The organism is Cupriavidus sp. SIMBA_020 (assembly GCF_046535395.1).
In the GTDB taxonomy this organism is placed as follows: domain Bacteria; phylum Pseudomonadota; class Gammaproteobacteria; order Burkholderiales; family Burkholderiaceae; genus Cupriavidus; species Cupriavidus campinensis.
Map to the genome: position 1 here is coordinate 53,708 of NZ_JAWRWU010000020.1, position 23,884 is coordinate 77,591.

The 23,884-nt window shown below is 67.5% G+C and carries 18 protein-coding genes; 15 read left to right on the top strand and 3 right to left on the bottom strand.

What is annotated here, in order from left to right:
• Window positions 1–44: 44 nt before the first annotated feature.
• Genes SB751_RS26365 through pbpC form a run of 3 tightly spaced genes read left to right on the top strand, consistent with a single transcriptional unit; the run spans window position 45 to window position 8,991 of the window.
• Entirely contained in the window at window positions 45–6,083 is a 6,039-nt protein-coding gene (locus SB751_RS26365; protein WP_410748712.1) for an MG2 domain-containing protein, read from the top strand.
• Window positions 6,080–6,793: a lysoplasmalogenase gene (locus SB751_RS26370; RefSeq protein WP_144202725.1), complete on the top strand. Its 714-nt coding sequence runs from the start codon at window positions 6,080–6,082 to the stop codon at window positions 6,791–6,793. Before SB751_RS26365 ends, SB751_RS26370 begins: the two co-directional genes overlap by 4 nt.
• A gap of 2 nt (window positions 6,794–6,795) precedes the next feature.
• Window positions 6,796–8,991, top strand: coding sequence for a penicillin-binding protein 1C (pbpC, locus tag SB751_RS26375; protein WP_144202727.1), 2,196 nt, complete (start codon window positions 6,796–6,798; stop codon window positions 8,989–8,991).
• Here the strand turns inward: pbpC and SB751_RS26380 are convergent.
• Complete coding sequence (locus SB751_RS26380) at window positions 8,988–9,914, bottom strand: LysR family transcriptional regulator (RefSeq protein WP_250024925.1); 927 nt, start codon at window positions 9,912–9,914, stop codon at window positions 8,988–8,990. The two genes, pbpC and SB751_RS26380, sit on opposite strands and share 4 nt — an antisense overlap.
• A gap of 87 nt (window positions 9,915–10,001) precedes the next feature.
• On the opposite strand from SB751_RS26380, the gene SB751_RS26385 reads away from it, so the two are divergent.
• The 7 genes from SB751_RS26385 (at window position 10,002) to SB751_RS26415 (ending at window position 16,028) form a co-directional block, all read left to right on the top strand.
• Entirely contained in the window at window positions 10,002–11,000 is a 999-nt protein-coding gene (locus SB751_RS26385) for an aldo/keto reductase (protein ID WP_250024924.1), read from the top strand.
• A 68-nt stretch (window positions 11,001–11,068) separates the two neighbouring features.
• Complete coding sequence (locus SB751_RS26390) at window positions 11,069–12,037, top strand: delta(1)-pyrroline-2-carboxylate reductase family protein (protein WP_144202734.1); 969 nt, start codon at window positions 11,069–11,071, stop codon at window positions 12,035–12,037.
• A gap of 249 nt (window positions 12,038–12,286) precedes the next feature.
• Complete coding sequence (locus tag SB751_RS26395; RefSeq protein ID WP_092290929.1) at window positions 12,287–13,015, top strand: OmpW/AlkL family protein; 729 nt, start codon at window positions 12,287–12,289, stop codon at window positions 13,013–13,015.
• 285 nt (window positions 13,016–13,300) lie between these two features.
• Window positions 13,301–13,513, top strand: coding sequence for a hypothetical protein (locus tag SB751_RS26400; RefSeq protein WP_211943802.1), 213 nt, complete (start codon window positions 13,301–13,303; stop codon window positions 13,511–13,513).
• Between the two features lie 20 nt (window positions 13,514–13,533).
• Complete coding sequence (locus tag SB751_RS26405; RefSeq protein WP_211943801.1) at window positions 13,534–14,406, top strand: hypothetical protein; 873 nt, start codon at window positions 13,534–13,536, stop codon at window positions 14,404–14,406.
• Entirely contained in the window at window positions 14,315–15,451 is a 1,137-nt protein-coding gene (locus tag SB751_RS26410; protein WP_410748713.1) for a hypothetical protein, read from the top strand. The genes SB751_RS26405 and SB751_RS26410 overlap by 92 nt, the downstream gene beginning before the upstream one ends.
• Window positions 15,441–16,028 carry a hypothetical protein gene (locus SB751_RS26415; RefSeq protein ID WP_211943799.1) on the top strand — a complete coding sequence of 196 codons (588 nt, stop codon included), beginning with the start codon at window positions 15,441–15,443 and terminating at the stop codon, window positions 16,026–16,028. The genes SB751_RS26410 and SB751_RS26415 overlap by 11 nt, the downstream gene beginning before the upstream one ends.
• A 662-nt stretch (window positions 16,029–16,690) precedes the next feature.
• Here the strand turns inward: SB751_RS26415 and SB751_RS26420 are convergent.
• Window positions 16,691–17,383 (bottom strand): hypothetical protein, encoded by a 693-nt coding sequence (locus SB751_RS26420; protein ID WP_410748714.1) that lies wholly within the window; start codon window positions 17,381–17,383, stop codon window positions 16,691–16,693.
• A 97-nt stretch (window positions 17,384–17,480) separates the two neighbouring features.
• Entirely contained in the window at window positions 17,481–17,678 is a 198-nt protein-coding gene (locus SB751_RS26425) for a heavy-metal-associated domain-containing protein (protein WP_211943797.1), read from the bottom strand.
• A gap of 170 nt (window positions 17,679–17,848) precedes the next feature.
• Between SB751_RS26425 and SB751_RS26430 the strand changes: the two genes are divergently transcribed.
• From SB751_RS26430 to SB751_RS26450, 5 genes are all read left to right on the top strand, one after another.
• Complete coding sequence (locus tag SB751_RS26430; RefSeq protein WP_244844963.1) at window positions 17,849–20,140, top strand: heavy metal translocating P-type ATPase; 2,292 nt, start codon at window positions 17,849–17,851, stop codon at window positions 20,138–20,140.
• Complete coding sequence (gene cueR, locus SB751_RS26435; RefSeq protein WP_144202744.1) at window positions 20,137–20,565, top strand: Cu(I)-responsive transcriptional regulator; 429 nt, start codon at window positions 20,137–20,139, stop codon at window positions 20,563–20,565. The genes SB751_RS26430 and cueR overlap by 4 nt, the downstream gene beginning before the upstream one ends.
• 88 nt (window positions 20,566–20,653) lie before the next feature.
• Complete coding sequence (locus SB751_RS26440; RefSeq protein ID WP_144202759.1) at window positions 20,654–21,595, top strand: alpha/beta hydrolase; 942 nt, start codon at window positions 20,654–20,656, stop codon at window positions 21,593–21,595.
• Window positions 21,596–21,685: 90 nt separating this feature from the next.
• On the top strand, window positions 21,686–23,365 hold the full coding sequence (locus SB751_RS26445) for a GMC family oxidoreductase (RefSeq protein ID WP_410748715.1): 1,680 nt from the start codon (window positions 21,686–21,688) through the stop codon (window positions 23,363–23,365).
• A gap of 366 nt (window positions 23,366–23,731) precedes the next feature.
• Window positions 23,732–23,884 (top strand): ATP-binding cassette domain-containing protein (locus SB751_RS26450; protein ID WP_410748716.1); only part of this gene is annotated, 153 nt, incomplete at its 3' end.

Consider the following 23,884-nt stretch of genomic DNA (forward strand, 5'->3'; position numbering starts at 1 on the left):
GCATGTCACCCTCGCCCCGAGCCAAATCCAACAAGGAAAGGATGATGGGGACGATTGTCACCTCGGGTCGCAGCGGCGGGTACGCCACCACGTTTGGCAGGCGGGTCGCGCTGGGCGCGGGACTGGCCGGACTGGCCGCGTTGGCGGGGCTGGGCGGGCTGGTCGGCCTGGGCGCCGGGGAAGCGCAGGCCGCGCAGATCGCGCGTTTCTCGCCCGAAGGGGTGGTGCCCCAGGTGCGGCAGGTGGCAATCCGGTTCGACGAGCCGATGGTGCCGATGGGCGACCTCAACGCCGCGCCGCCCGCGGCGGTGTCCTGCACCGGCGGCGCGGCCGCCGGCAGCGGGCGCTGGGTCAACGCCACCAACTGGGTGTTCGACTTCGAACGTGACCTGCCGCCCGGCATGCGCTGCACGGTGCGCATTTCCAGCGGGCTCAAGAGCGTGGCCGGCAAGGCCTACACCGGCAAGCCGGAATACCGGTTCGAGACCGGCGGGCCCACGGTGGTCTCGGCCCGGCCATCCGGCGGACAGGTGGAGGAAGACCAGGTCTTCGTGCTGCGTTTCAACGGCGCGGCCACGGCCGGGTCGATCCGCGAACACGCGTGGTGCCAGGCCGAGGGCCTGGGCGAGCGCATTCCGGTGCGGCTGCTGGCCGGCAAGGAGCGCACGGACGTGATCGCGGCGGTCGGCTGGAACGAGATCGCCAAACGGGAAGGCGAGGCGGTGCACCTGCTGGCCTGCCAGCAGAAGCTGCCGGCCGGCGCGCGCATGCAGCTCGTGCTCGATGCGGGCATCGCCACGCCCTCCGGCATCGCCACCACGGCGCCGCGCCGCTTCGACTACACCGTGCGCGAAGCCTTCGCCGCCGGCTTCACCTGCGAGCGCGAACGGGCCGAGGCGCCCTGCACGCCGCTGCGCCCGATGACCGTGACCTTCACCGCGCCGATTCCGCGCAAGGTGGCCGAACACATCGTCCTGAAGACCCCCTCCGGCCCGCGTGCGCCGACCTTCGACCCGGACCAGCCGCCCGATGCCCCGGTGGAGTCGGTCCGTTTTACCGCGCCGTTCCCCGAGCGCGCCAGCCTGACCATCGAGGCCCCGCGTGACATCAAGGACGACAGCGGCCGCCCGCTGACCAATGCGGACCTGTTCCCGATCAAGCTGACCACCGGCGCGCTGCCGCCGCTGGCCAAGTTCGCCGCCGCGCCGTTTGGCGTGGTGGAGCGTTTCGCCGATGTGCCGCGCGGCAAGTCGCCGGCCGACTATCCGCCGCTGCTGCCCGTGACGCTGCGCAACGTGGAGGCCGACCTGCCCGCCACGTCCGTGCGCGCCGAAGCCGGCACCGTGGCGCGGCTCAAGGTGGATGACGACACGGCCATCCTGCGCTGGTTCGGCATGGTCAAGCGCATGCACGAGAACACCTGGACCAAGGAACAGATCGACGCGATCCGCGCCGGCAAGCCGCCCTATGCGGTGCGCAGCCCGCGCAACGCCCCGGCCATCGAGACGCGCGCGGTGCCGTTGTTGCGCGGCGTGGCGGGCGCGCAGACGCTGGCGATCCCGAAGTCGTCCGACACCTCCCCCCGGCCTTTCGAGGTTGTCGGCATTCCGCTGCCCGAGCCGGGCTTCCATGTGGTGGAAATCGCCTCGCCGATGCTGGGCGCCGCGCTGCTCGGCAAGTCCGAGCCGATGTACGTGCGCACGGCGGCGCTGGTGACCAACCTCGGCGTCCATTTCAAGCTGGCGCGCGGCACCGCCGACGGCGAGATGAGCGGGCTGGCCTGGGTCACCGGCCTCGACGACGGCAAGCCCGTTGCCAACGCCCGCATCGCAGTGCGCAGCTGCGACGGCGCCTTGCTGGGCGAAGGCACCACCGACGCCACCGGCGTCGCCCGCTTCGCCAAGCTGCCGGACCAGCGCTACCAGGACTGCGGCAACGGCATGGACGGCTATTTCGTCTCCGCCCGGATTGCCGCCGACCACCCGAAGGCGCGCGGCAAGGCCGACATGGCCTTCGTGATGTCGAACTGGAATCGTGGCATCGAGACGTGGCGCTTCAACGTGCCCACCGACATGAGCCCGAAGCAGACCGTGCGCGCACACACCATCTTCGACCGCACGCTGCTGCGCCTGGGCGAGACGGTGTCGATGAAGCACCTGCTGCGCAGCGAGACCGCGCAGGGCTTTGCGCTGCCGGCGTCGATGCCGGAGAAGGCCGTCGTCACGCATGACGGCAGCGGCCAGACCTACGAACTGCCGCTGGCCTGGCGCACCACGGCCACGGGCGGGCGCAGCGCCGAGAGCACCTTCCAGATCCCGCAGGCGGCCAAGCTGGGCGTCTACAGCGTGGGGCTGGTCTATGCCGATGGCCGCACGCTCGACGGCGGCACCTTCCGCGTGGAGGCGTTCCGCTTGCCGGTGCTGGCCGGCACGCTGAGCACGGCCAAGGACCCGAAGGCCAAGGGCAGCGCGCTGGTCGCGCCGGCCGAGGTGCCGGTCGGCGTGGAGATCCATTACCTGAACGGTGGCGGCGCGGCCGGCCTGCCGGTCCGCCTGTCGGCGCTGCTGCGCGAGAAGCCGGTCAACTTCGCTGACTTCGACGAATTCTCGTTCCAGCCGCCGCGCGCGCAGGACGAGCGTGCCACCGTCGATGACGAAGACAGCGAGGACACATCGGGCGAAAGCCGCGAGAAGCTCGTCGCCGACAAGCTGCCCGTCACGCTGGACAAGGACGGCAACGGCAAGGTCACGGTCAAGGACATGCCGAAGATCACCACGCCGGGCGACCTCGTGCTGGAGGCCGGCTTTGCCGACCCGAATGGCGAGATCCAGACGCTGCGCCAGACCGTGCCGGTGTGGCCGTCTGCCGTGGTGGCGGGCATCCGCGCGGCCAACTGGGTGTCGGTGAGCCAGAAGCTGTCGGTGCAGGGCGTGGTGCTCGACACCCAGGGCAAGCCGGTGGCCGATACGCCGGTGCAGGTGAAGGCGCGTGCGCGCATCACCACGTCCGCCCGCCAGCGCGTGGTGGGCGGCTTCTATCGCTATGACAACCGTACCGAGAGCAAGGACCTGGGCGTGGTGTGCGAGTCGCGCACCGACGCGCAGGGCCGCATGCGCTGCGATGTGTCGCTGGCGCAGGCAGGGCAGGTGGAGCTGATCGCCAATGCGCGCGATGCGGACGGCCGCGTCTCGCAGGCTTCCACCACGGTCTGGGTCACGCGCCAGGGCGAACTCTGGTTCGGCGGCGAGAACCACGACCGCATGGACGTGCTGCCGGAGAAGCGCGCCTACGCGCCCGGCGATACCGCCGTGTTTCAGGTGCGCATGCCGTTCCGCCATGCCACGGCGCTGGTCGCCATCGAACGGGAAGGCATTCTCGAAACGCAGGTGGTGGAGCTGAACGGCACCGATCCCACGGTGCGGCTCAAGGTGAAGCCGGAGTGGGGGCCGAACGTCTATGTGTCCGTGCTGAGCGTGCGCGGGCGGCTGCGTGACGTGCCCTGGTACTCGTTCTTCACCTGGGGCTGGCGCCAGCCGGTGGACTGGTGGCGCGCCTTCCGCAGCGAGGGGCGTGACTACGTGGCGCCGTCGCCGCTGGTGGACCTGTCCAAGCCGGCGTTCCGGCTCGGACTGGCCGAGATCCGCGTCGGCAATGAAGCGCACCGGCTCGACGTGAGCGTGACGCCGGACAAAGCCACCTACCCGGTGCGCGGCAAGGCGCGCGTGACGGTGCAGGTGAAGCTGCCGGACGGCAAGCCGGCCGCCAACGGCGAGGTGGCGCTGGCCGCCGTGGACCAGGCGCTGCTTGAACTGATGCCGAACACGAGCTGGAACCTCCTCGACGCGATGCTGCAACGGCGCAGCTATGGCGTGGAGACCTCGACCGCGCAGATGGAAATCATCGGCAGGCGCCACTATGGCCGCAAGGCGGTGCCGGCCGGCGGGGGCGGGGGCAAGAGCCCAACGCGCGAACTGTTCGACACCCTGCTGCTGTGGAACCCGCGCGTGCAGCTCGACGCCGAAGGGCGGGCCACGCTCGACGTGCCGCTCAATGACTCGCTGACGAGCTTCCGCATCGTCGCCGTGGCCGACCTCGGCGTGGGCCGCTTCGGCACCGGCAGCGCCACCGTTGCCGCCACGCAGGACCTGCAGATGATCTCGGGCCTGCCGCTGCTGGTGCGCGAGGACGACAAGTATCGCGCCATGTTCACGCTGCGCAACACCACGCAACGGGCGATGACCGTGGAGACCACGGCGCGCGCCACGCTGGTCGATGCGCAGACGCTGCCGGCGCAGACCGTGGAATTGCCGGCCGGCGCCTCGCGCGAGATTGGCTGGGACGTGACTGCGCCGGCGCTGCTGGCCTACAGCCGCAGCGGCACGGTGATGTGGGAGGTGGCGGCGACCGAGAAGGGCGGTACGAATCCGGCCCAGGCGGCCGCCGACCGCCTCAAGCTCTCACAGCAGATCGTGCCGGCCGTGCCCGTCACCGCGCAGCAGGCGATGCTGGCGCAGATGGCGCCGACGGTCTCGGTGCCGGTACAGGCCCCGGCTGGCGCGCTGACCGATCCATCCGGCAAGCTGCGCGGCGGCATGCAGGTGACCATGCAGTCGTCGCTGGCGGGTGGCATGCCCGGGGTGCGCGAGTGGTTCCGCCACTATCCCTATAGCTGCCTGGAGCAGCGCACGTCGAAGTCGCTCGGCCTGGGCGACACGGCGGCGTGGGATGCGCTGATGGCGCAGCTGCCGTCCTACCTCGACAGCAACGGCCTGGCGGCCTATTTCCCCTTGCAGAGCGACGCGAGCGCGGGCAGCGAGGTGCTGACGGCCTACCTGCTGTCCGTGGCCGATGAAGCCGCGCGGGCGGGCCTGCCGATGCGGCTCCCCGAGGCGCAGCGCGCGCAGATGGAGCGTGGGCTGACGTCGTTCGTCGAAGGGCGCATCACGCCGCCGCGCTGGGCGCCGTCATCCGCGTCGATGGACCTCGACGTACGCAAGCTGGCCGCGCTCGAAGCACTCTCCCGTACCGGCCACGCCCAGGCGCGCATGCTCGGCAGCATCCAGATCCTGCCCGCGCAGTGGCCCACCTCGGCGTTGATCGACTGGCTGGCGCTGCTCTCGCGCGTGACTGACATCCCCGAGCACGACAAGCGCCTCGCTGAAGCCCAGCAACTGCTGCGCAGCCGCCTCACGGTGCAGGGCACGCGGCTGGTGTTCTCGACCGAGCGCAGCGATGACTGGTGGTGGCTGATGGCCAACGGCGACGTCAACGCCGCGAAGCTGCTGGCATTGGCCACGCAACTGCCGGGCTGGAAGGACGACGTGCCACAACTGGTGACCGGCCTGCTGGGCCGCCAGACGCGCGGCGCGTGGGGCACGACCACGGCCAACGCCTGGGGCGTGCTGGCAGTGCAGCGCTACGCGCAGGTGTTCGAGAAGACACCGGTAGCGGGCGGCGCGCGCGTGACGCTGGGCGATGCCTCGCGCACGTTCGACTGGTCTGGGGCGACGAAGAAGGATGGCGTGGCGAGCGGCGCGGTGGACCTGCCGTGGCCCGCTGCCGGCACGACCGGCACCCTGCAGGTCGAGCAGCAGGGCGCGGGCCGTCCCTGGGCCACGGTGCGCGCAATGGCCGCCGTGCCGCTGCGCGAGCCGGTGGCGGCGGGCTATCGCATCAAGCGTACCGTCACACCGGTGGAGCAGGCCGTGGCGGGCAAGTGGTCGCGCGGCGACAGCTATCGCGTGCGGCTTGAGATCGACGCGCAGGCGGACATGACCTGGGTGGTGGTGAATGATCCGGTGCCCACTGGCGCCACCATCCTCGGCAGCGGGCTGGGGCGTGATTCGCAGATCGCCACGAGCGGTGAAAAGAAGTCGTGGGCCACTTTCGCCGAGCGCACGCCCGAGTCGTACCGCGAGTACTTCGGCTACCTGCCCAAGGGCAACGTGGCGGTGGAGTACACGGTGCGCCTCAACAACGCTGGCGAGTTCGCGCTGCCGCCCACGCGCGTGGAGGCGCTCTACGCACCCGACGTGTTCGGCGCCGCGCCCAACGCCAAGGTGACTGTGGGAGCCCGCCCATGAGCTGGATCGCGATGCGCATGCCGCCGCGTGTGCGCGAGTGGTGGATCGCGGGCACGCTGGCTGGCGTGGTCTATGGCGTGCTGCTGATGCAGGCGTCGATGGAGTTGCCGGCCGGCACGCCGCTGACCGGCCAGATCGCCTACCAGCCGGCCTGGAAGACCGCGATGGCGATCATGCTGGCACGCGGCGCATGGTTCCATCGTCCACTTGGCGAGCGCCGCTGGCTGGTGGTGGCGCTCGTCTTCTCGGCGATCGGCGATTTCCTGCTCGCGCTGCCGGGCTTGAAGATCTCGTTCCTCGGCGGGCTAGGGGCCTTCCTGCTGGCGCACCTGGCCTACCTGCGCCTGTTCGTGCCCATGGCCAGCGATCTCCGCCCGCAGCGGTTGCTGGGCTGCGGGCTCGTGATCGGGGCAGCGGGCGCGCTGCTCGGCCGCTTCTGGCCCAATCTTGGCGAGATGGCGATCCCGGTTACGGTCTACATCGGCGCACTCGCGGCCATGGCCTGCGCGGCGCTGCTGGCGCAGCTGCCAACGCCGCTGGCCGCGCTGGGCGCGCTGTGTTTCGTTGCCTCGGACGCGATGATCGGCATGGCCAGGTTCCTGTCGCCGTTCGACACCTACCAGCTCGGCATCTGGTGGACCTACGCGCTGGCGCAGGTGCTGCTGGTGGCGGGCGTGGTGTCGGCGCGCGGCGAGGCTGGGGGGCGATGACGATGCCGCGCCGCTTGTTTGCCCTGCTCGTGCTGGCCGTAGCCACCTCCTCGGCGGCGGCGGTGCCCGCCTTCCGCGACGTGCGCGACAACTGGCGCAGCGCCGACATCGTCGTGGTGGATCGCCATGGCGATCCGGTGGCGCGCGTGCGCGACGACTTCCGCGCGCGGCGTGGCGACTGGGTGACGCTGGCCGACACCTCGCCGGCCCTGCGCACGGCCATCGTGCTGTCCGAGGACCGGCGCTTCTACGCGCACAGCGGCGTGGACTGGCAGGGCGTGGCCGCTGCCGCGTGGGCCAATATGTGGAACACGCGCACGCGCGGCGCCTCCACGCTGACCATGCAGCTGGCCGGCCTGCTGGACGAAGACCTGCGTGCCGCGCGCGGACGCAGCTTCGGCCAGAAGGTGGGGCAGGCGGTCAGCGCCGCCTCGCTCGAACATGGCTGGAGCAAGGACCAGATCCTTGAGGCGTACCTGAACCTCGTGCCGTTCCGGGGCGAGCTGGTGGGGCTTTCGGCGATGTCCCAGACGCTGTTCGGCAAGGTGCCGAGCGGCCTGAACGCGCGCGAGGCGGCGCTGGCCGTGGCACTGGTGCGCAGCCCCAACGCCGCGCCGGTGCAGGTGTCGGCGCGGGCGTGCCGCATCCTGCGCGAGATGAAGCAGCCGCGCGAATGTGACGGGCTGGACGGCTTCACGGCGCTGGCCCTGGCGAAGTCGGCCAGCGTGCCGGACGCGAGTTTCCGCGCCAACCTGGCGCCGCACCTCGCGCGCGCGGTCATCGCCCGCACGCGCGAGGCGCTGCCAGCGGGGCGGCCGGTGCCAGCGCGCATCGCCTCCACGCTCGATGCCGAGGTGCAGCGCGTGGCCGTAGACAGCCTGTCGCGCCATCTGCGGGAGCTGGCCGGGCGCAATGCCGAAGACGGCGCCGTGGTGGTCATCGACAATGCCAGCGGCGATGTGCTGGCCTATGTGGGCTCCTCGGGCGCGCTGTCGTCGGCGGCGCAGGTCGATCACGCCGGCGCGCCGCGTCAGGCCGGCTCGACGCTGAAGCCGTTCTTGTACGCGCAGGCCATCGAGGAACGGCGGCTGACCGCCGCGTCGCTGCTCGATGACCGTCCGGTCAACCTGCCCACCGGCGGCGGGCTCTATATTCCGCAGAATTACGATCATCGCTACGCCGGCTGGGTCAGCCTGCGCGCCGCGCTCGGTTCGTCACTGAACGTGCCGGCCGTGCGCACGCTGGTGATGGTCACGCCGCACCGCTTTCACCGGCGGCTGGTGGCGCTGGGCCTGCCGCTGACCGAATCGGGCGACTACTACGGCTACAGCCTCGCGCTGGGCAGCGCCGATGTGTCGCTGCTCTCGCTGACCAATGCGTATCGCAGTTTTGCGAACCAGGGCGCCTATGGCCCGGTGCGGATGACCGTGGACGGCGCACCCGTGACCCGCCAGCCCGTGATGAGCCCGGCGGCGAGCTATGTGATTGGCGATGTGCTGGCCGACCGTCACGCCCGCGCGCGGACCTTCGGCCTAGACAGCCCGCTGACCACGCGCTTCTGGACCGCCGTGAAGACCGGCACCAGCAAGGACATGCGCGACAACTGGTGCATTGGCTGGTCGCAGCGCTATACGGTGGGCGTGTGGATCGGCAATGCCAGTGGCGCGAGCATGCACGATGTGTCCGGGGTTTCCGGCGCGGCGCCGGTGTGGCATGACGTGATGGCGGCACTCCATCGCCAGACGTCCAGCCGCGCCCCCGCGATGCCGGCTGGCGTGGAGCGCGTGCCGCTGACCTTCGCCGACAACCTCGAACCGGCGCGCGAGGAAGTGTTCCTGACGGGTACCGCCATGACCCGCATCCGCGTGGGCGCGGCGTCGTCATCGAATGGCGCGCCAGCCATCGCCAGCCCTGCGGACGGCACGATCTTCGCGCTCGATCCCGACATCCCGCCCGATGCACAACGCGTCTGGTTCCATGCCGACGGGCTGACCGGGCAGACGGCGCGCGCGGTGAGCTGGCGCATCGATGGCAAACCGCTCGGCAAGGGCGGGCAGGTGGCGTGGCTGCCGTGGCCGGGCCGGCATCGCGTGGAACTGGTCGATGCGGCGGGCAAGGTCGTCGATGACATCGGCATCGAGGTGCGCGGCGCCAGCGTGCGCGAGGCCGGGCCGCAGCGCACGTCGATGCGACGCTAGGCCGTGGCCGGCAGGGCGCGCGCCTTGAGGAAATCCACGAACACGCGCAGCTTGGGCGGCATCAGTGCGCGGCTCGGGTAGTAGAGATAGAAACCCGAGAACGGCGGCGTCCAGTCTTCCAGCACCGTGACGAGCTGGCCCGCCGCCAGCGGCGCCTGGATGTGGTGCGGGAACTCGTAGATCAGGCCGAGCCCGGCCAGCGCAGCCTGGTGCAGCATGGTCTTGTCATTGGCGATCAGCGCGGCGCGGGTATCGACCGTGAACGGCCGCCCGCCGCGCGCGAACTCCCAGCGGTACACCGATCCCATCGGCCCGAAGCGGTATTGCAGGCAGGCGTGCTGATGCAGGTCGTGCGGCGTCTGCGGCGTGCCGTGGCGGGCGAGGTAATCGGGCGAGGCCGCCACGAACATCCGCAGCGGGCCGGTCACGGGAATCGCCACCATGTCCTGGTGGAGTGCCTCGCCAAGCCGCAGGCCGGCGTCGAAACCTTCGGCGATCAGGTCGACGAAGCGGTCGTCGGTGACCAGATCGACGCAGATCGACGGATAGGCGCGCATGAAGTCGGTCAGGATCGGCCGCAGGGCGATGACCACCGCCGAATGCGAACTGGTCAGCCGCAGCGTGCCGACCGGGGTGTCGCGCTGGGCGCGGGCGTCCTCGGTGGCCGCCTGGATCTCCGCGAGCGCCGGCGCCACGCGCGCCAGCAGCCCCGCGCCGGCCTCGGTCAGGCCGACATGGCGCGTGGTCCGTTGCAGCAGCCGCACGCCCAGTCGGTCTTCCAGGTGCCGAATGGTCTGGGAGACCGCCGAGGGGCTCACGCCCAGCGCGCCGGCGGCAGCCGTAAAGCTGCCAAGCCGCGCCACGCAGGCGAAGGCGGCCAGCGAGGGCAGGGAATCAGGATCGATTGTGAAGTCAGGCTTCATGATGCTTGCAGCGTAGCACGCTGTTTCCGATAGCGGGGGATGGCGATACTGGGTGCCAGTTTCCAACCCCCACACAAGGAGTCTCACATGACCGCACTGCGCAAACTGGGCCGGATTGGCCCCGACGTCTTTCCGCTGGGCCTGGGCTGCATGGGCATGAGCGATTTCTACGGCGCGCACGACGACGCCGAGTCGATCCGCACGATCCACCATGCCATCGAGCGCGGCGTGAACCTGCTCGACACGGCCGACATCTACGGCCCGCACACCAATGAGGAACTGCTGGGCCGTGCGCTGGCCGGCGGGCGGCGCGACAAAGTGGTGCTGGCCACCAAGTTCGGCATGGTGCGCGATCCGGCCAATCCGGCTGCGCGTGGCGTGAACGGGCGGCCCGAGTACGTGCGTGCCGCCTGCGATGCCAGCCTGAAGCGGCTGGGCCTCGATGTCATCGACCTTTATTACCTGCATCGCGTGGACCCGACGGTGCCGATCGAGGAGACCGTCGGCGCGATGGCCGGGCTGGTCCAGGCGGGCAAGGTGCGCTGGATCGGGCTGTCGGAGGCAGGCGTGGACACCATCGAACGTGCCCACGCGGTGCATCCGCTGACCGCGTTGCAGACCGAGTACTCGCTGTGGACGCGCGACGTGGACGAGAACGGCATTTTCGCCACGTGCGAGCGGCTTGGTATCGGCTTTGTGCCGTACAGCCCACTCGGGCGCGGCTTCCTGACCGGGGCCATCCGCACGCCGGATGATTTCGATGCGGACGACTATCGCAAGACCAATCCGCGCTTTATCGGCGAGAACTTCGCCCGGAACCTGACGCTGGTGGACAAGGTGCGGGAGCTGGCCGATGCCCGGGGCTGCACGCCGGCGCAACTGGCGCTGGCCTGGGTGCTGGCGCGCGGCGAGCATGTGGTGCCGATTCCGGGCACGCGCCGGATCGCCAATCTCGATGACAACCTCGGCGCGCTCGATGTGCAGCTTGGTGCGCAGGACCTTGCGGACATCGAGGCCGTGTTCCCGGCCGGCGCAGCGGCGGGTACGCGCTATGCGGCGGCGGTGATGGGCATGCTGTCGCGCTGATCCCGGGGGCGCGGCATGGGGGACAATGGCGGATTCCTCCGGCCAACCTGTCACCCATCCGTCGCCCGATGCCCAACGCCTTCGTCCCGCTCGACGCCGCCGCCACGGCGGCCCGCCTGCCGTATCCCGAACTGGCCCAGGCCATCGCCGCCATGCTCGCTGAACTGCGAGACGGCAGCGCGATGGCGCCGCCACGCATCGCCCTGCCCGTGGGCGACGCCGTGAACGGGGCCGGGACGCTGCTGGTCATGCCCGCGCGCAACCGCGACCTGGTGATGACCAAGAACATCACCGTCCATCCCGACAATCCCCGGCGCGGCCTGCCGACCATCCTCGGCGAAGTGCTGGTCGCCAACGCGCACACGGGCGAGCGGATCGCCATGCTCGATGGTCCGACGGTTACCGGGCGGCGCACGGCGGCGGTCACGCTGCTGGCCGCGCAGTCGTTTGCGCCCGAGCCGGATGGTGAACTGCTGATCGTCGGCGCCGGCGTGCAGGCGCAGACCCACCTCGAAGCCTTCGTGGCCGGGCTGCCGGTACGGCGGGTCTGGCTGCAATCGCGCACGCGGGACAAGGCCGAGGCGCTGGCCGCCCAGGCGCTCGCCCTCGGCGTGGAGGCGAGGGTGATCGAGGATGTGGCCGAGGCGCTGCCGCACGTATCGATGGTCGTCACGGTGACGTCGAGCCGCACGGCGGTACTGCCCGACCTCGACAGTGGCTTGTGGACAGATCGACACTTTGTCGCTGGCGTCGGCGCGTTCCGCCCCGATATGTGCGAGCTGCCGCCCGTGCTTTGCCGGACCGCTTCCGCCCAGGGCCGGCTGCTGGCCGACACCCTGTTCGGCATCGAGGATGAGGCGGGCGACCTGCTCCAGGCCGGCATCGACTGGGCCACGGTCCAGCCGTTCCAGACCGCCATTCTTGACGCCGACGCCCTGCGCGACCGTACCGGCAGCCCGCTGGTCTTCAAGAGCGTGGGGTACGCGCTCTGGGACCTCGCCGCCTGCGTGCTGGCCAGCCGGGGTGACGCCGGCTGACCTTCGTCCTCAGCAGAAAAGCCATACTGCTCGAATGGATTATCGTTTTGTGTACATAACCGTTGCGCGAAAGCCGCGTTTTGGGGCGAATTCGACCTCGATTTGTGCAAGGTTTTTGGGTTAACCCTGCCTTTAGGGCAAATCTTCTACCTCCCGGTATCACGTTTGAAACAGCATGCCGTCCGTGAGACGGATAATGCGTGCCTGCAGTGAGTTGAGACTGAACGAGGATGAGGAGTAAGAGGAATCATGAAGAACACCTATAAGAAGATGCTCGTGGCCGCCGCCGCAATGACGCTGGCTGGCGTGGCACAGGCACAATCCGCGGGCAGCAATATCGTCAGCCTGGGCTGGTTCCGGGTGATGCCGCAGGGCCACTCGGAATTCCTGACGATCGACTCGGTCGCGGGCCGTCCCACCGGTGGTCTGCAGCGCCAGAACACGGGCGCAACGATCGACTCGGCCGACACGGTCGGCCTCGCGTTCAGCCACTTCTTCACGGACAACATCTCCACGGAATTCGTGGCCGGCATTCCGCCGGAGCACGACGTGAGCGGTGACCGTGGCTACGAAAAGTACGGCAAGCTTGGCAAGGTGCGCCAGTGGAGCCCGGCTATCGTCGCCAAGTGGCACTTCTTCGACGCCAAGACGAAATTCCGCCCGTACGTGGGCATTGGCGTGAACTACACGTGGTTCACGGGCGAAACGGTCACCAACCAGACCTTCGTGCAGAGCGAATTCGGCCCGGGCTCGACCATGACCGCCTCGGCCAAGCCGTCGTGGAACCCGGTGTTCAATGTCGGCGCCAACTACGCCGTGACCGACAACTGGTTCGTCGGCCTGTCGGTGTCCTACGTGCCGATCTCGACCACCGCCAACTTCACCACCACGCTGGCCAACGGCGCGCAGGTGCAGTCGCACACCAAGATCAAGATCGACCCGATCGTCACGTTCCTGAACGTGGGGTATCGGTTCTGACTGGTTGATCAGGCAGTACGCGGGCACCTTCGGGTGTCTGCGGTTGCGTCATGGGGCGCCCTGGTCGGCGCCACTGCTCAGACCTTTCCCACTCCCGCAGTTGCCGCAACCCTCGCGGCCGCAAACTCCGCTGCAAATTTCGGAGTTCTGCGATTGTAGTGTCCCGCTCACCGCTTCTAGTATGCCGTTTCCTATCGGCTTACTGCTCTGCGGCTCATGCTCATCAGTCCTCCGTTTCTCCTTAGCCCCATTGGCCCTAACCCGACCGACGCACGCGCGGACGTCATGGATCTCGCGGACGAGGGGGAGCAGTTCGATCCTACTTATCCCATCGGCGTCGATCGTCGCTGGCACGGCGGATGCCACATCGCGTCCCGGAGCCAGAATGAGGCCGTTCGCGCGGTTGCCGATGGTGAAGTGGTGGCCTATCGCGTCTGCCAGCATCTGGATGGACCCGACGGGGCGGGCAAAGACAGCGATCTCGGCTTCGTGCTCTAGGGCACGAGACGGAGACCGGTGTGAACCGCAGACTACGGTTCTACTCGCTGTACATGCACCTGCGCCATCTGGGGGGCTACGGCGGCAACTGCAACCCGAAGGACTTGCCGGAGTGGCTACGCATGCCGACCGGCATAGCGAGCGGCGAAGGCAAGAAGGTCTGCCGTAAAGATATTCTGGGATGGATCGGGCAGTGCAATGGGCGGATGCACCTGCACTTTGAGATATTCATGACCCGGGCGGATTTCGAGGCGTACTTCAATGAGACTCAACTGGGGCGGGCCACTCCTTCGACCCCTGCCTCGACGGATTATTGGGGCGATAGCTATTACGTGATTCCGGCTGGGCTGCCAGTCCTGGCACAGCCACCCGGCACGATTGAAAACAAGCTGAATGGCATTGAGTTTCCGCCCCTGCAGGGTACTGCAGCGACCGACCGGAAGCTCTATATCGAGGTGAAGTTCCGGGGTGGGCAGAAACTGACACGTGTATGGCGCGATGAAGCGGAGGGGCAACGCACGCTGCTGACAGTGCAACCAATTCTCGAAAAAGGCTACGAGTACGACATGTACGCGCGCGCGTGTGCTCTGTACCCGGGCTGTCCCAGCGACGGCTATGAGCTTTTGCGCTTCGGCCGCATTCTTAGCCGGCCTGAAACGTTGCCGGCCGGAAATCGGGCGACATGGTTCCGCGTGGCGTTCGATTCGGACAAGCAGGGGTACATCGATATTCACAACGCTGGCATCCAGAAACTATCCGATGCGGACTTCCCTAGCTTCATGGGCTGGGAAAAGGGAAAAGGTGAGCGAAGGCACCGGGCCTTTCACGCAGGAGGGGCTTTGCGATATCGATGCACTCAAGACGCTGATGAAAGACAGGAATCCCGGCCATAACCCGTATGTTGGAAGCTCCGCGAACAAGGCATTGCGCTACTACGTGCAGATGGGGAAGGGGGTCAGAGAAAGGCTGCGAGGGCTGGTGTGCGAGATGCCGTCGGAGTGGGATGGGTCAAACAATGAAGCGCGATACCGGAAGCTGAAGGAGCCCGGAGAGTTCTACGGAGGCGACCCGGCGGGATATGGCCGGTTCATGGCGTTCGTCGGCAAGGCCCAGTTCTGGGACAAGACTGGGTTGCCGCCCACCACCACGGAGAAGCTATGGTTCTTCCATCCGCTGGCGTTTATTCGGCATTTCAGGAAATGTGGGTGGCTCAGTGAGTCTGATTTGACGGGAATTCTGCATTCCGCACCGTCGGCAGGTCAAAGACGGGCGATAACCTTGCGACGGCAACTAGGTTCAATGGCGAACAAATACCTGATCACATCGAGACTGCGACTCGCGCATTTCCTTTCACAAGTTGGCCATGAAACTGGATGGTGGCAACATCGAGAGGAAATTGGTAACGAACGCTACTTCAGAACGATGTACGAAATCATCTCTTCTGAGGAAGCGGCGGCTGATTTTCGAAGCGGGCTGGCGCATAGGCTTGGGGTGGTTCGGCGTGATGACACGGAGCTTTCATATGCCGGCCGCCGCCCGGCAGAGATTCTTCTGAAGGCACAGGGGATGGACAATGGCGCGGCAAATAGAGCTTCAGGAGGAACAGCTGGTGATGGAGCCAAATTCAAAGGCCGCGGGTTTTTACAAATTACCGGTAGAAGAAACTACAGGGCCTACGGAAAGTATAAGGCTCGGGATTTTTTGTCTGATTCAAATCCTACGATTATTGCGCTGGATGATTCCGCCGCTTGCGACACGTCAGGCTATTTCTGGGTACGGGAAGTCGCAAATCGTGAGGCGGATAAAGGCGCAGGGCGCGAGCAGGTTCAACGCATTGGTGGCCTAGTGAATCGGGGTGCGCCACACAAAAGGCCGAAGCATCTGGAGGACAGGCTACAAAAATTTCGTGTGATATGGGGCCGTGTAAATGATCAATAAACTCGCACGCATCGTAGGGATGCTCGTGTTATTTTCGCATCCGGCTTACGCAAACACCGTTCAATGCGCAGACGCGCCACGTCTCACCGATCTAGAAATCATCGGGTGCAACCAAAGGGAAGGCGTCGGCATAGTGACCTACTGGAAGGGCCATGACGGCCCTTATGCGTCGGCGTTCGACGAACGTCATTTGTTCCTCGGTTTCTCTGGTAGCAGGGAGTCGTTGAATAGCGAGGCTGGGCTCCGCGTCGTAGGCGAGCGGCTCGTGCTGATGCGCACGACGCTGGGGGCGCCGCTGTTGGCAAGTCAAATTGCAAGCAGAAGCGTTCTGCCCACGCGCATCCATAGCGATGACTGGGCAATCTATCTTGAGGCCATTCAATACGAATCGCAACAGCAGGCTGTGGGCTACCCGATGCTTTGCGCGACAGGTGTGCTGCGCAACAAGGTAAAGGGCGCATATGTCGCGGTGGCCGAATGCTTTGCTTACGAAGAAAAAACGCGTTTTCTTGCGACACTTAGTGCGTTAGAAGCAGCCTTGACGAGAGGAAAAGCGTTGATGTTGTGGAGAGAATAGGCTTGGTGGCATATCGATGGAACATCCATGCAAGGTTGGCAGCCGCCGTGATCGTTCTAGCCTCGGCGATGAGCCCTGCCGTTACCTTGGCGCGCGCCAGCGATGCTGGTCACTATCAAGACGCTTCTTGCAGCACGTCACATCGCGAGGGAGGGCAAATCCAAATAGATGCCATTGATCTTCCTCGCCGTAGCGCTCCACATATCGTTGATACATTCACCGTGTGCAATGCCAACCTCGATCGGTGCGCCGCGACGAAGGAGGAGGGCGTTCCCTACTGGCACGATGCGGATGGGCACCTCGTGATTTCTCACTTCACCGAGACAATCTCGAAGACGAAATATCGAGGACGCACGCTACTGGAGAGCTTTCCTATCTGTGGATGGGGCTTGGTGAAAATATTGGAAAGAAGAATCGGACCAAATACCACCGCGAAGTCGTGAAGGCGAGAAACGCACTCGTCAACGCCCTCAGTTCAGCCCGTATGATGAGTGGGCCGGATGACTGTCCAAAGGCTGCGATTCGCCGCCCTTGAGACTTGGCGCCCGATCGTTACCTTCCTGAATGTGGGGTATGGGTTCTAATTGGTTTGATCCGGACTTGATGTGACAAGAAGGGCACCCTAGGGTGCCCTTTTTTCATGGTGGGTTCGCGCGATGCAGTCAGGAACTGAACCTGAACAAGAGCCGTGAACTGAGGGTGCCGTCAGGATTGAGGGTCCGCCATCTCCCCTCATGCAGGACCAGAGGGCGACGGCCAAACCGTCGGAATCTACTGAAACTTGCGCCCTGGACATCCTGTGCGGCGGCATTGACCAGGTGATATTCCAGCGGTCCACCGCGACGCCGCCTCAAGACCAGAGAGCCGTCTTCATAACGGAAAACGATGGTGCCGTCGATATTCGCGGCGGTCGGAAGCAGCAGACCTTCGGGACCGGCAAGGTCCTTGCGGTATATCCGACTCTTTTCCGCCGTGTCGGTGAATGCGAAGCTGGAGTATTTCTTGAAATACTCAGCCGGACATTTGCCGAAAACGTCGAGCGGCATGGGAGTGCGGAGCAGCGGCCGGAAACCCATGCTGTAGAGCATGCAGGTTTTGGCCTGCAGATCCGTTGTTTTCCACAGCATCAGACCGGGGCGCAGGGAAACGAAGAAGTCGTGCAGGACCTCGATCCTGTCAAACGGCGGGACATCGACGGGCTCGCCGGACAAGGTGAAGAGCTGCATGCGCACCTTCGTTGCCAGCAGATAGGCCGGGACAGGGGGCGCCACGGCGGGGCTGGGGTGCCTTGCCTGAATGATCTCGACGGCCTTCCACTTGGGCCGCAGTATCTCGCGCCGCGTCGGCCGGTCCATGACACCGACCACGGAATCTATATGACGGGTTGCGATCCGGCTATGCCCATACGCTGAAATTGCGATGATTTAGGCGCAACACAAAATGGCGCCAGATTCACTCCGCCTTCACCGGATACCCCGCCCCTTCGATCGCCTGCCGCAGCGCCTGGCGATCCGCTCCCGATTCCACCTGGACCGCCTGCGTCGGCACATCGGCCGTGACGCGGGCGGCGGGGTCTACGGACTGGACGGCCTGGGTGATGGCGCGGACGCAATGGTTGCAGGACATGCCTTCGACTTGGAACTGGATCATTTTGGAACTCCGGGATCAATGACATCCATGACGGATAGCTTGAGTGTGAACCTTCCCACCATGGGAAGCGCAAGCGCTTTTCACGGCGCGCAAAGACCTTGACCTTCCAATGATGGTAGGGTTCACAGTGCAGTCATCGCTATCGATGGCTCCCGTGGAGTTTTCCTGTCATGTCCAGTACACCCGCCCTGATCGCCGCCGAAGGGCCGCGCGACACCATCGACCTGAACATCGCCGACATGACCTGCGCGTCATGCGTGGGCCGGGTGGAGCGTGCGCTGCGCGCGGTGCCCGGCGTCGAGGATGCCCAGGTCAATCTCGCCACCGAGCGCGCTGCCGTGACGGTGCAGCGTGGCGCCGTGGATGCAGCCGCGCTGGCCGATGCCGTTTCGCGCGCCGGCTATGCGGCCACGCTGGTCCCGGCGGACGAGGCGGCGGCCCCGGCGGGGGAGGAGCGTGCCGATTTCTGGTCCGGCCCGTGGCCCGTGGCGATCTCCGCCGCGCTGTCCGTGCCGCTGGTGGCGCCGATGGTGCTCGGGTGGTTCGGCATCCACACGATGCTGCCCGGCTGGGTGCAGTGGCTGCTGGCCACGCCGGTGCAGTTCGTGTTCGGCTGGCGTTTCTACAAGGCCGGCTGGAAGGCCGTGCGCGCCGGGGCCGGCAATATGGACCTGCTGGTGGCGCTCGGCACGTCTGCGGCGTACGGGCTGTCGCTGTGGCAGATGTGGCAGACGTGGCAGATGGCGATGTCGACGGGGCACGACGCCATGCCGCACTTCTATTTCGAGAGCGCCGCCGTGGTCATCACGCTGGTGCGGCTCGGCAAGTGGCTGGAGACGCGCGCCAAGCGCCAGACCACCGCCGCCATCCGCGCGCTGGCCGCGCTGCGGCCGGACACCGCGCAGGTGCGTCGCCACGGCGTGGAAGCCACCGTGCCGCTGGCCGCCGTGCGCGTGGGCGACGAGGTCATCGTGCGTCCCGGCGAACGCATCCCGGTGGATGCCGAGGTGATCGAAGGCAGCAGCCATGTCGATGAATCGATGCTGACCGGCGAATCCGTGCCGGTGCCGAAGCGCGCCGGAGACCGCCTCACCGGCGGGGCGATCAATGCCGAAGGGCTGCTGGTGGCGCGTACCGTGGCGGTGGGCGCGGAGACCGTGCTGGCGCGCATCATCCGCATGGTGGAGCACGCGCAGGCCGCCAAGGCACCGATCCAGCGGCTGGTGGATCAGGTCAGCGCGGTGTTCGTGCCGGTGGTGCTGGCGCTGGCGGCGGCCACGCTGCTTGGCTGGGGGCTGGTGGGCGGCGACTGGACCGCCGCGATGCTCAACGCGGTGGCCGTGCTCATCATCGCCTGCCCGTGCGCGCTGGGGCTGGCCACGCCCACCGCGATCATGGCCGGCACGGGCGCCGGCGCGCGCGCGGGCATCCTGATCAAGGACGCGGAGGCGCTGGAGGTGGCGCATCGCGTGTCGGTGGTTGCCTTCGACAAGACTGGCACGCTCACCGTCGGCAAGCCCGATGTGGTGGCGCTGATCGCCGCCGATGGGGACGAAGCCGCGCTGCTGGCGCGTCTGGCGGCGCTGCAATCCGGCAGCGAGCATCCGCTGGCCCGCGCCGTGCTGGCCGCAGCCGCCGCGCGTGGTATCGCGCCCCTGCCGGCGAGCGAGGTCCGTGCGCTGCCGGGGCGCGGTATCGCCGGGGTAGTGGATGGCCAGCCGCTGCAACTGGGCAGCGACGTGTTGCGCGCAGAGCTGCACGCCGACGCCGGCCCGCTCCAGGCTGAAGCCGAGCGCCTGCGTGGCGAGGGCCGCACGGTGTCCTGGCTGATGGCGGACGGGCGCGTGGCCGGCCTCGTCGCGTTCGGCGATGCCCTGAAGCCGGGCGCCGCGCAGGCCATCGCGCGGCTCCGCGCGGCGGGCATCCGCACCGTGATGCTGACCGGCGACAACCCCGGCGCCGCCGCGCAGGTCGCCCGCGCGCTCGGTCTCGACGCGTTCCAGGCCGAGGTGCTGCCCGAGGCCAAGGCCGCGCGCGTGACCGCGCTCAAGCGCGATGGCGCCGCCGTGGTGGCGATGGTGGGCGACGGCATCAACGATGCCCCCGCGCTGGCCGCCGCCGACGTGGGCATTGCCATGTCTACCGGCACCGACGTGGCGATGCACGCCGCCGGCATCACGCTGATGCGCGGCGACCCCGCCCTGGTGGCCGATGCGCTCGCCGTGTCGCATCGCACCGTGCGCAAGATTCGGCAGAATCTGTTCTGGGCGTTTATCTACAACGTGATCGGCATTCCGCTGGCCGCCGCCGGGTTGCTGAACCCGGTGGTGGCGGGCGCCGCCATGGCGTTCTCGAGCGTAAGCGTGGTCGGCAACGCGCTGCTGCTGCGCCGCTGGCATCCGGCGGGGGCAGGGGTGGCGCGTGTGGCGGCTGGCCGATCCACTGATGAGGGTTCGCGATGAATATCGGAGAAGCGGCGGCGGCCTCTGGCGTGACGGCCAAGATGATCCGCCACTATGAATCGATCGGCCTGGTGGAGGCGCCGCCGCGTTCCGAGGGCGGCTACCGGCGCTACGACGACCGCGCGGTGCACACCTTGCGCTTCGTGCGGCGGGCCCGTAATCTGGGATTCTCGCTCGACGAGATTCGCGGGCTGCTGTCGCTCTGGCACGACCGCGCGCGGGCCAGCGCGGACGTCAAGGCGCTGACCCTGAAGCACGTGGCGGATCTCGAAGTGCGGATTGCCGAACTGGCTGCCATGCGAGACACGCTGCGTGCGCTGGCCGAATCCTGCAGTGGCGATGATCGCCCCGACTGCCCCATCCTGGCGGACATGGCGAGCGCCGCCGGCGATGATTTCAAGGATTGTGCGAGCTGTCACCGCTGACCGCGCGCCGCAAGCATTCCCACAAGAAGAAGCAGGCGTACCAATCAGGAGACAAGCGATGGACGAACCTCTCATGAGCACGGACGATATGGACGGCGTGGACGAGCGGCCCGGCACCGAAGCTGCGCAGCGCCCCGGCATCGCCCCGGCCGAGACCCGCCAGCGCATGCGCGACGGCACCGAGCTGCTGGTGCGCACCTGGCTGCCCGACCCGAACCGCTACCCCGAGCCGCTCGGCACGCTGCTGCTGGTACACGGCCTGGCCGAGCACAGCGGGCGCTACCCGCACGTGGTGGCGCTGCTGTGCGGGCTCGGCCTGCGGGTGCGCGCCTATGATCATCGCGGCCATGGCGCCAGCGGCGGTCCGCGCATGGTCGTGCCGCACGCCGACATCTATGTGGATGACCTCGCCGAGATCCACGACGCCGCCGTGCGCCAATGGAACGAATTGCCGATCGTGCTCGGCCACAGCATGGGCGGGCTGGTGGCGGCGCGGCTGGCCACGGCGCGCGTGCGGCCGATCCGCGCGCTGATCCTGTCCTCGCCGGCGCTGGCGCTGCGCATCTCCAGCGGCATGATGACCGCGCACCGGCTGCTGCTGGCGCTGGCGCCCCGGCTGCGCGTGCCGAATCCGATCGACGCGCGGCTACTGTCGCACGACCCGGAGGTGGTGCGTGCCTATCGCACCGATCCATTGGTGCAGGGCACCATCAGCGCTGGCGTGCTGGAGACGATGCTCCACGGCATTGCCCAGGCGCAGGCCGACGCGCCCCGGCTGGAGGCGCCCACGCTGATGCTGGTGGGCGGCGCGGACCGGATCGTCGATCCCGCCGGCAGCCGCACCTTTCACGACAACGCGCCCGAGGACCTGCGCGAAATGGTCTGGTTCGACAACGGCTATCACGAGATCTTCAACGAGGCCGAGCCGTTGCGCAGCGAGGTGTTCGCGGGGCTGTCCGGCTGGCTGCGGCGGCATCTGGAGGAAGCTGCCGTGGCGGGGGCGGGCGCGGCGACTCAGGCAAAGCCCTGACGCCGGCAGGGTCCGAGTCGTGCGATGATCCGTGGCATTCCGATAATAAAACCGATATGCCGGGGCGCATTGAAGGACTAGCCAGGGACTATGGAGACGTACGACTACATCATCGTGGGCGCCGGTTCAGCCGGCTGCGTGCTGGCCAACCGCTTGACGCAGGACGCCGACGTCAACGTGCTGCTGCTGGAGGCGGGCGGCAAGGACGACTATCACTGGATTCATATTCCGGTGGGCTACCTGTACTGCATCGGCAACCCGCGCACGGACTGGATGTACCGCACCGTGGCGGAGCCGGGGCTCAACGGCCGCTCGCTGGGCTACCCGCGTGGGCGCGTGCTGGGCGGCAGTTCGTCCATCAACGGCATGATCTATATGCGCGGCCAGCGCGAGGACTATGACGACTGGGCGCGCATTGCCGGGGACGACGGCTGGCGCTGGGACAACGTGCTGCCGCTGTTCCGGCGCAGCGAAGACCACCATCGCGGCGCCAACGCCTTCCACGGCGCCGGCGGCGAATGGCGGGTGGAGGCCCAGCGGCTGCGCTGGGACATCCTCGAACGATTTATCGACGCGGCCGAGCAGGCCGGCATCCCCCGTACCGACGATTTCAACCGTGGCGACAACTTCGGCGTGGGCTATTTCGAGGTCAACCAGCGGCGCGGCATTCGCTGGAACACGGCCAAGGCCTTCCTGCGGCGCGCCTCGGACCGGCCCAACCTGACCATCGTCACCGGGGCGCAGGTCAGCGCGCTGACCTTCGACGGCCCCGACGGGCGCCGCTGCACTGGCGTGCAGTTCGTCGGCGGCGGGCAGAACCGCGAGGCGCGCGTCACCGAGGAGGTGATCCTGGCCTCGGGCGCGATCAATTCGCCCCAGCTGCTGGAGCTGTCCGGCATCGGCCAGCCGGAGCGGCTGCAATCGCTCGGCATCCGCGTGCGGCAGGCGCTGCCGGGCGTGGGCGAGAACCTGCAAGATCACCTGCAACTGCGCGCGGTGATGAAGGTGGACGGCGTGCGCACGCTGAACACGCGCGTGGCGCGCTGGTGGGGCAAGGTTGGCATCGGCCTCCAGTACGCGTTCAACCAGAGCGGGCCGATGAGCATGGCGCCGTCGCAGCTCGGCGCGTTCGCGTGCAGCGACCCCAGCTACACGCGGCCGAACCTTGAATACCACGTGCAGCCGCTGTCGCTCGACAAGTTCGGCGATCCGCTCCACGCGTTTAACGCCTTCACGGCCAGCGTGTGCAACCTGCGGCCCACCTCGCGCGGCAGCGTACATATAGAAGACGCCGATTTCCGGCGCGCACCGGCTATCGCCCCCAACTACCTCTCCACCGAGGAGGACCGCAAGGTGGCCGCCGACTCGCTGCGCCTGACGCGGCGCATCGTCGCCTCCCCGGCGCTGGCGCCGTACAAGCCCCAGGAATGGCTGCCCGGCGCCGCGTTCGAGACGGACGAGCAGCTGGCCGAGGCCGCCGGCGCCATCGGCACGACCATCTTCCATCCGGTGGGCACCTGCCGCATGGGCAGCGCCGACGATCCGGACGCCGTGGTGGACAACCGCCTGCGCGTGCGCGGCATCGCCGGGCTGCGCGTGGTGGACGCGTCCGTCATGCCGCTGATCACGTCGGGCAACACCAACTCGCCGACGATCATGATCGCCGAGCGCGCCAGCGACATGATCCGCGAGGATCGCAAGCTGCGCGCCAGCGGCGGCGCTGTGGTGCAGGCGTTGGCGGACACACCTTCGGGTATTCCCGTGGCGTGATGTGCGGGGGGGCGGCAAGCTGCCGCCCCCCTGCCTCCAACCCGCCGCCACCCGCCGCCACCCGCCGCCACCCGCCGCCAACCCGTGTCAGCGTGGGCCAGACATGGCCAAACGTGACGATTCCTGCATGTCTTATGCTTAGTGCAAACCCCGATGTTTTGCGACGCAGCAGACGCACACAATAGTCGCCGATATACGGTGCTCCCGCCTGCACTTCAGGGCGGTTGAGCCACCCGGATATTGCGGCAGCCGCGCCGCTTCCAGACACCTATAACGCGGCAAACATGGCGACAAAGCGCCGGAGTTCGAACCATTGTCAGTGCCGGGCACAACCCGGTATCGCAGCAAGAGGGCGGGCAGGAGACTATGAATCAGGAAATCATCCTGGAAACGAAGAACCTCACGAAGGAATTCAAGGGGTTCACGGCGGTTAGCGACGTCAACCTGCAGGTGCGGCGCGGCTCGATCCACGCATTGATCGGCCCCAACGGCGCAGGCAAGACGACCTGCTTCAACCTG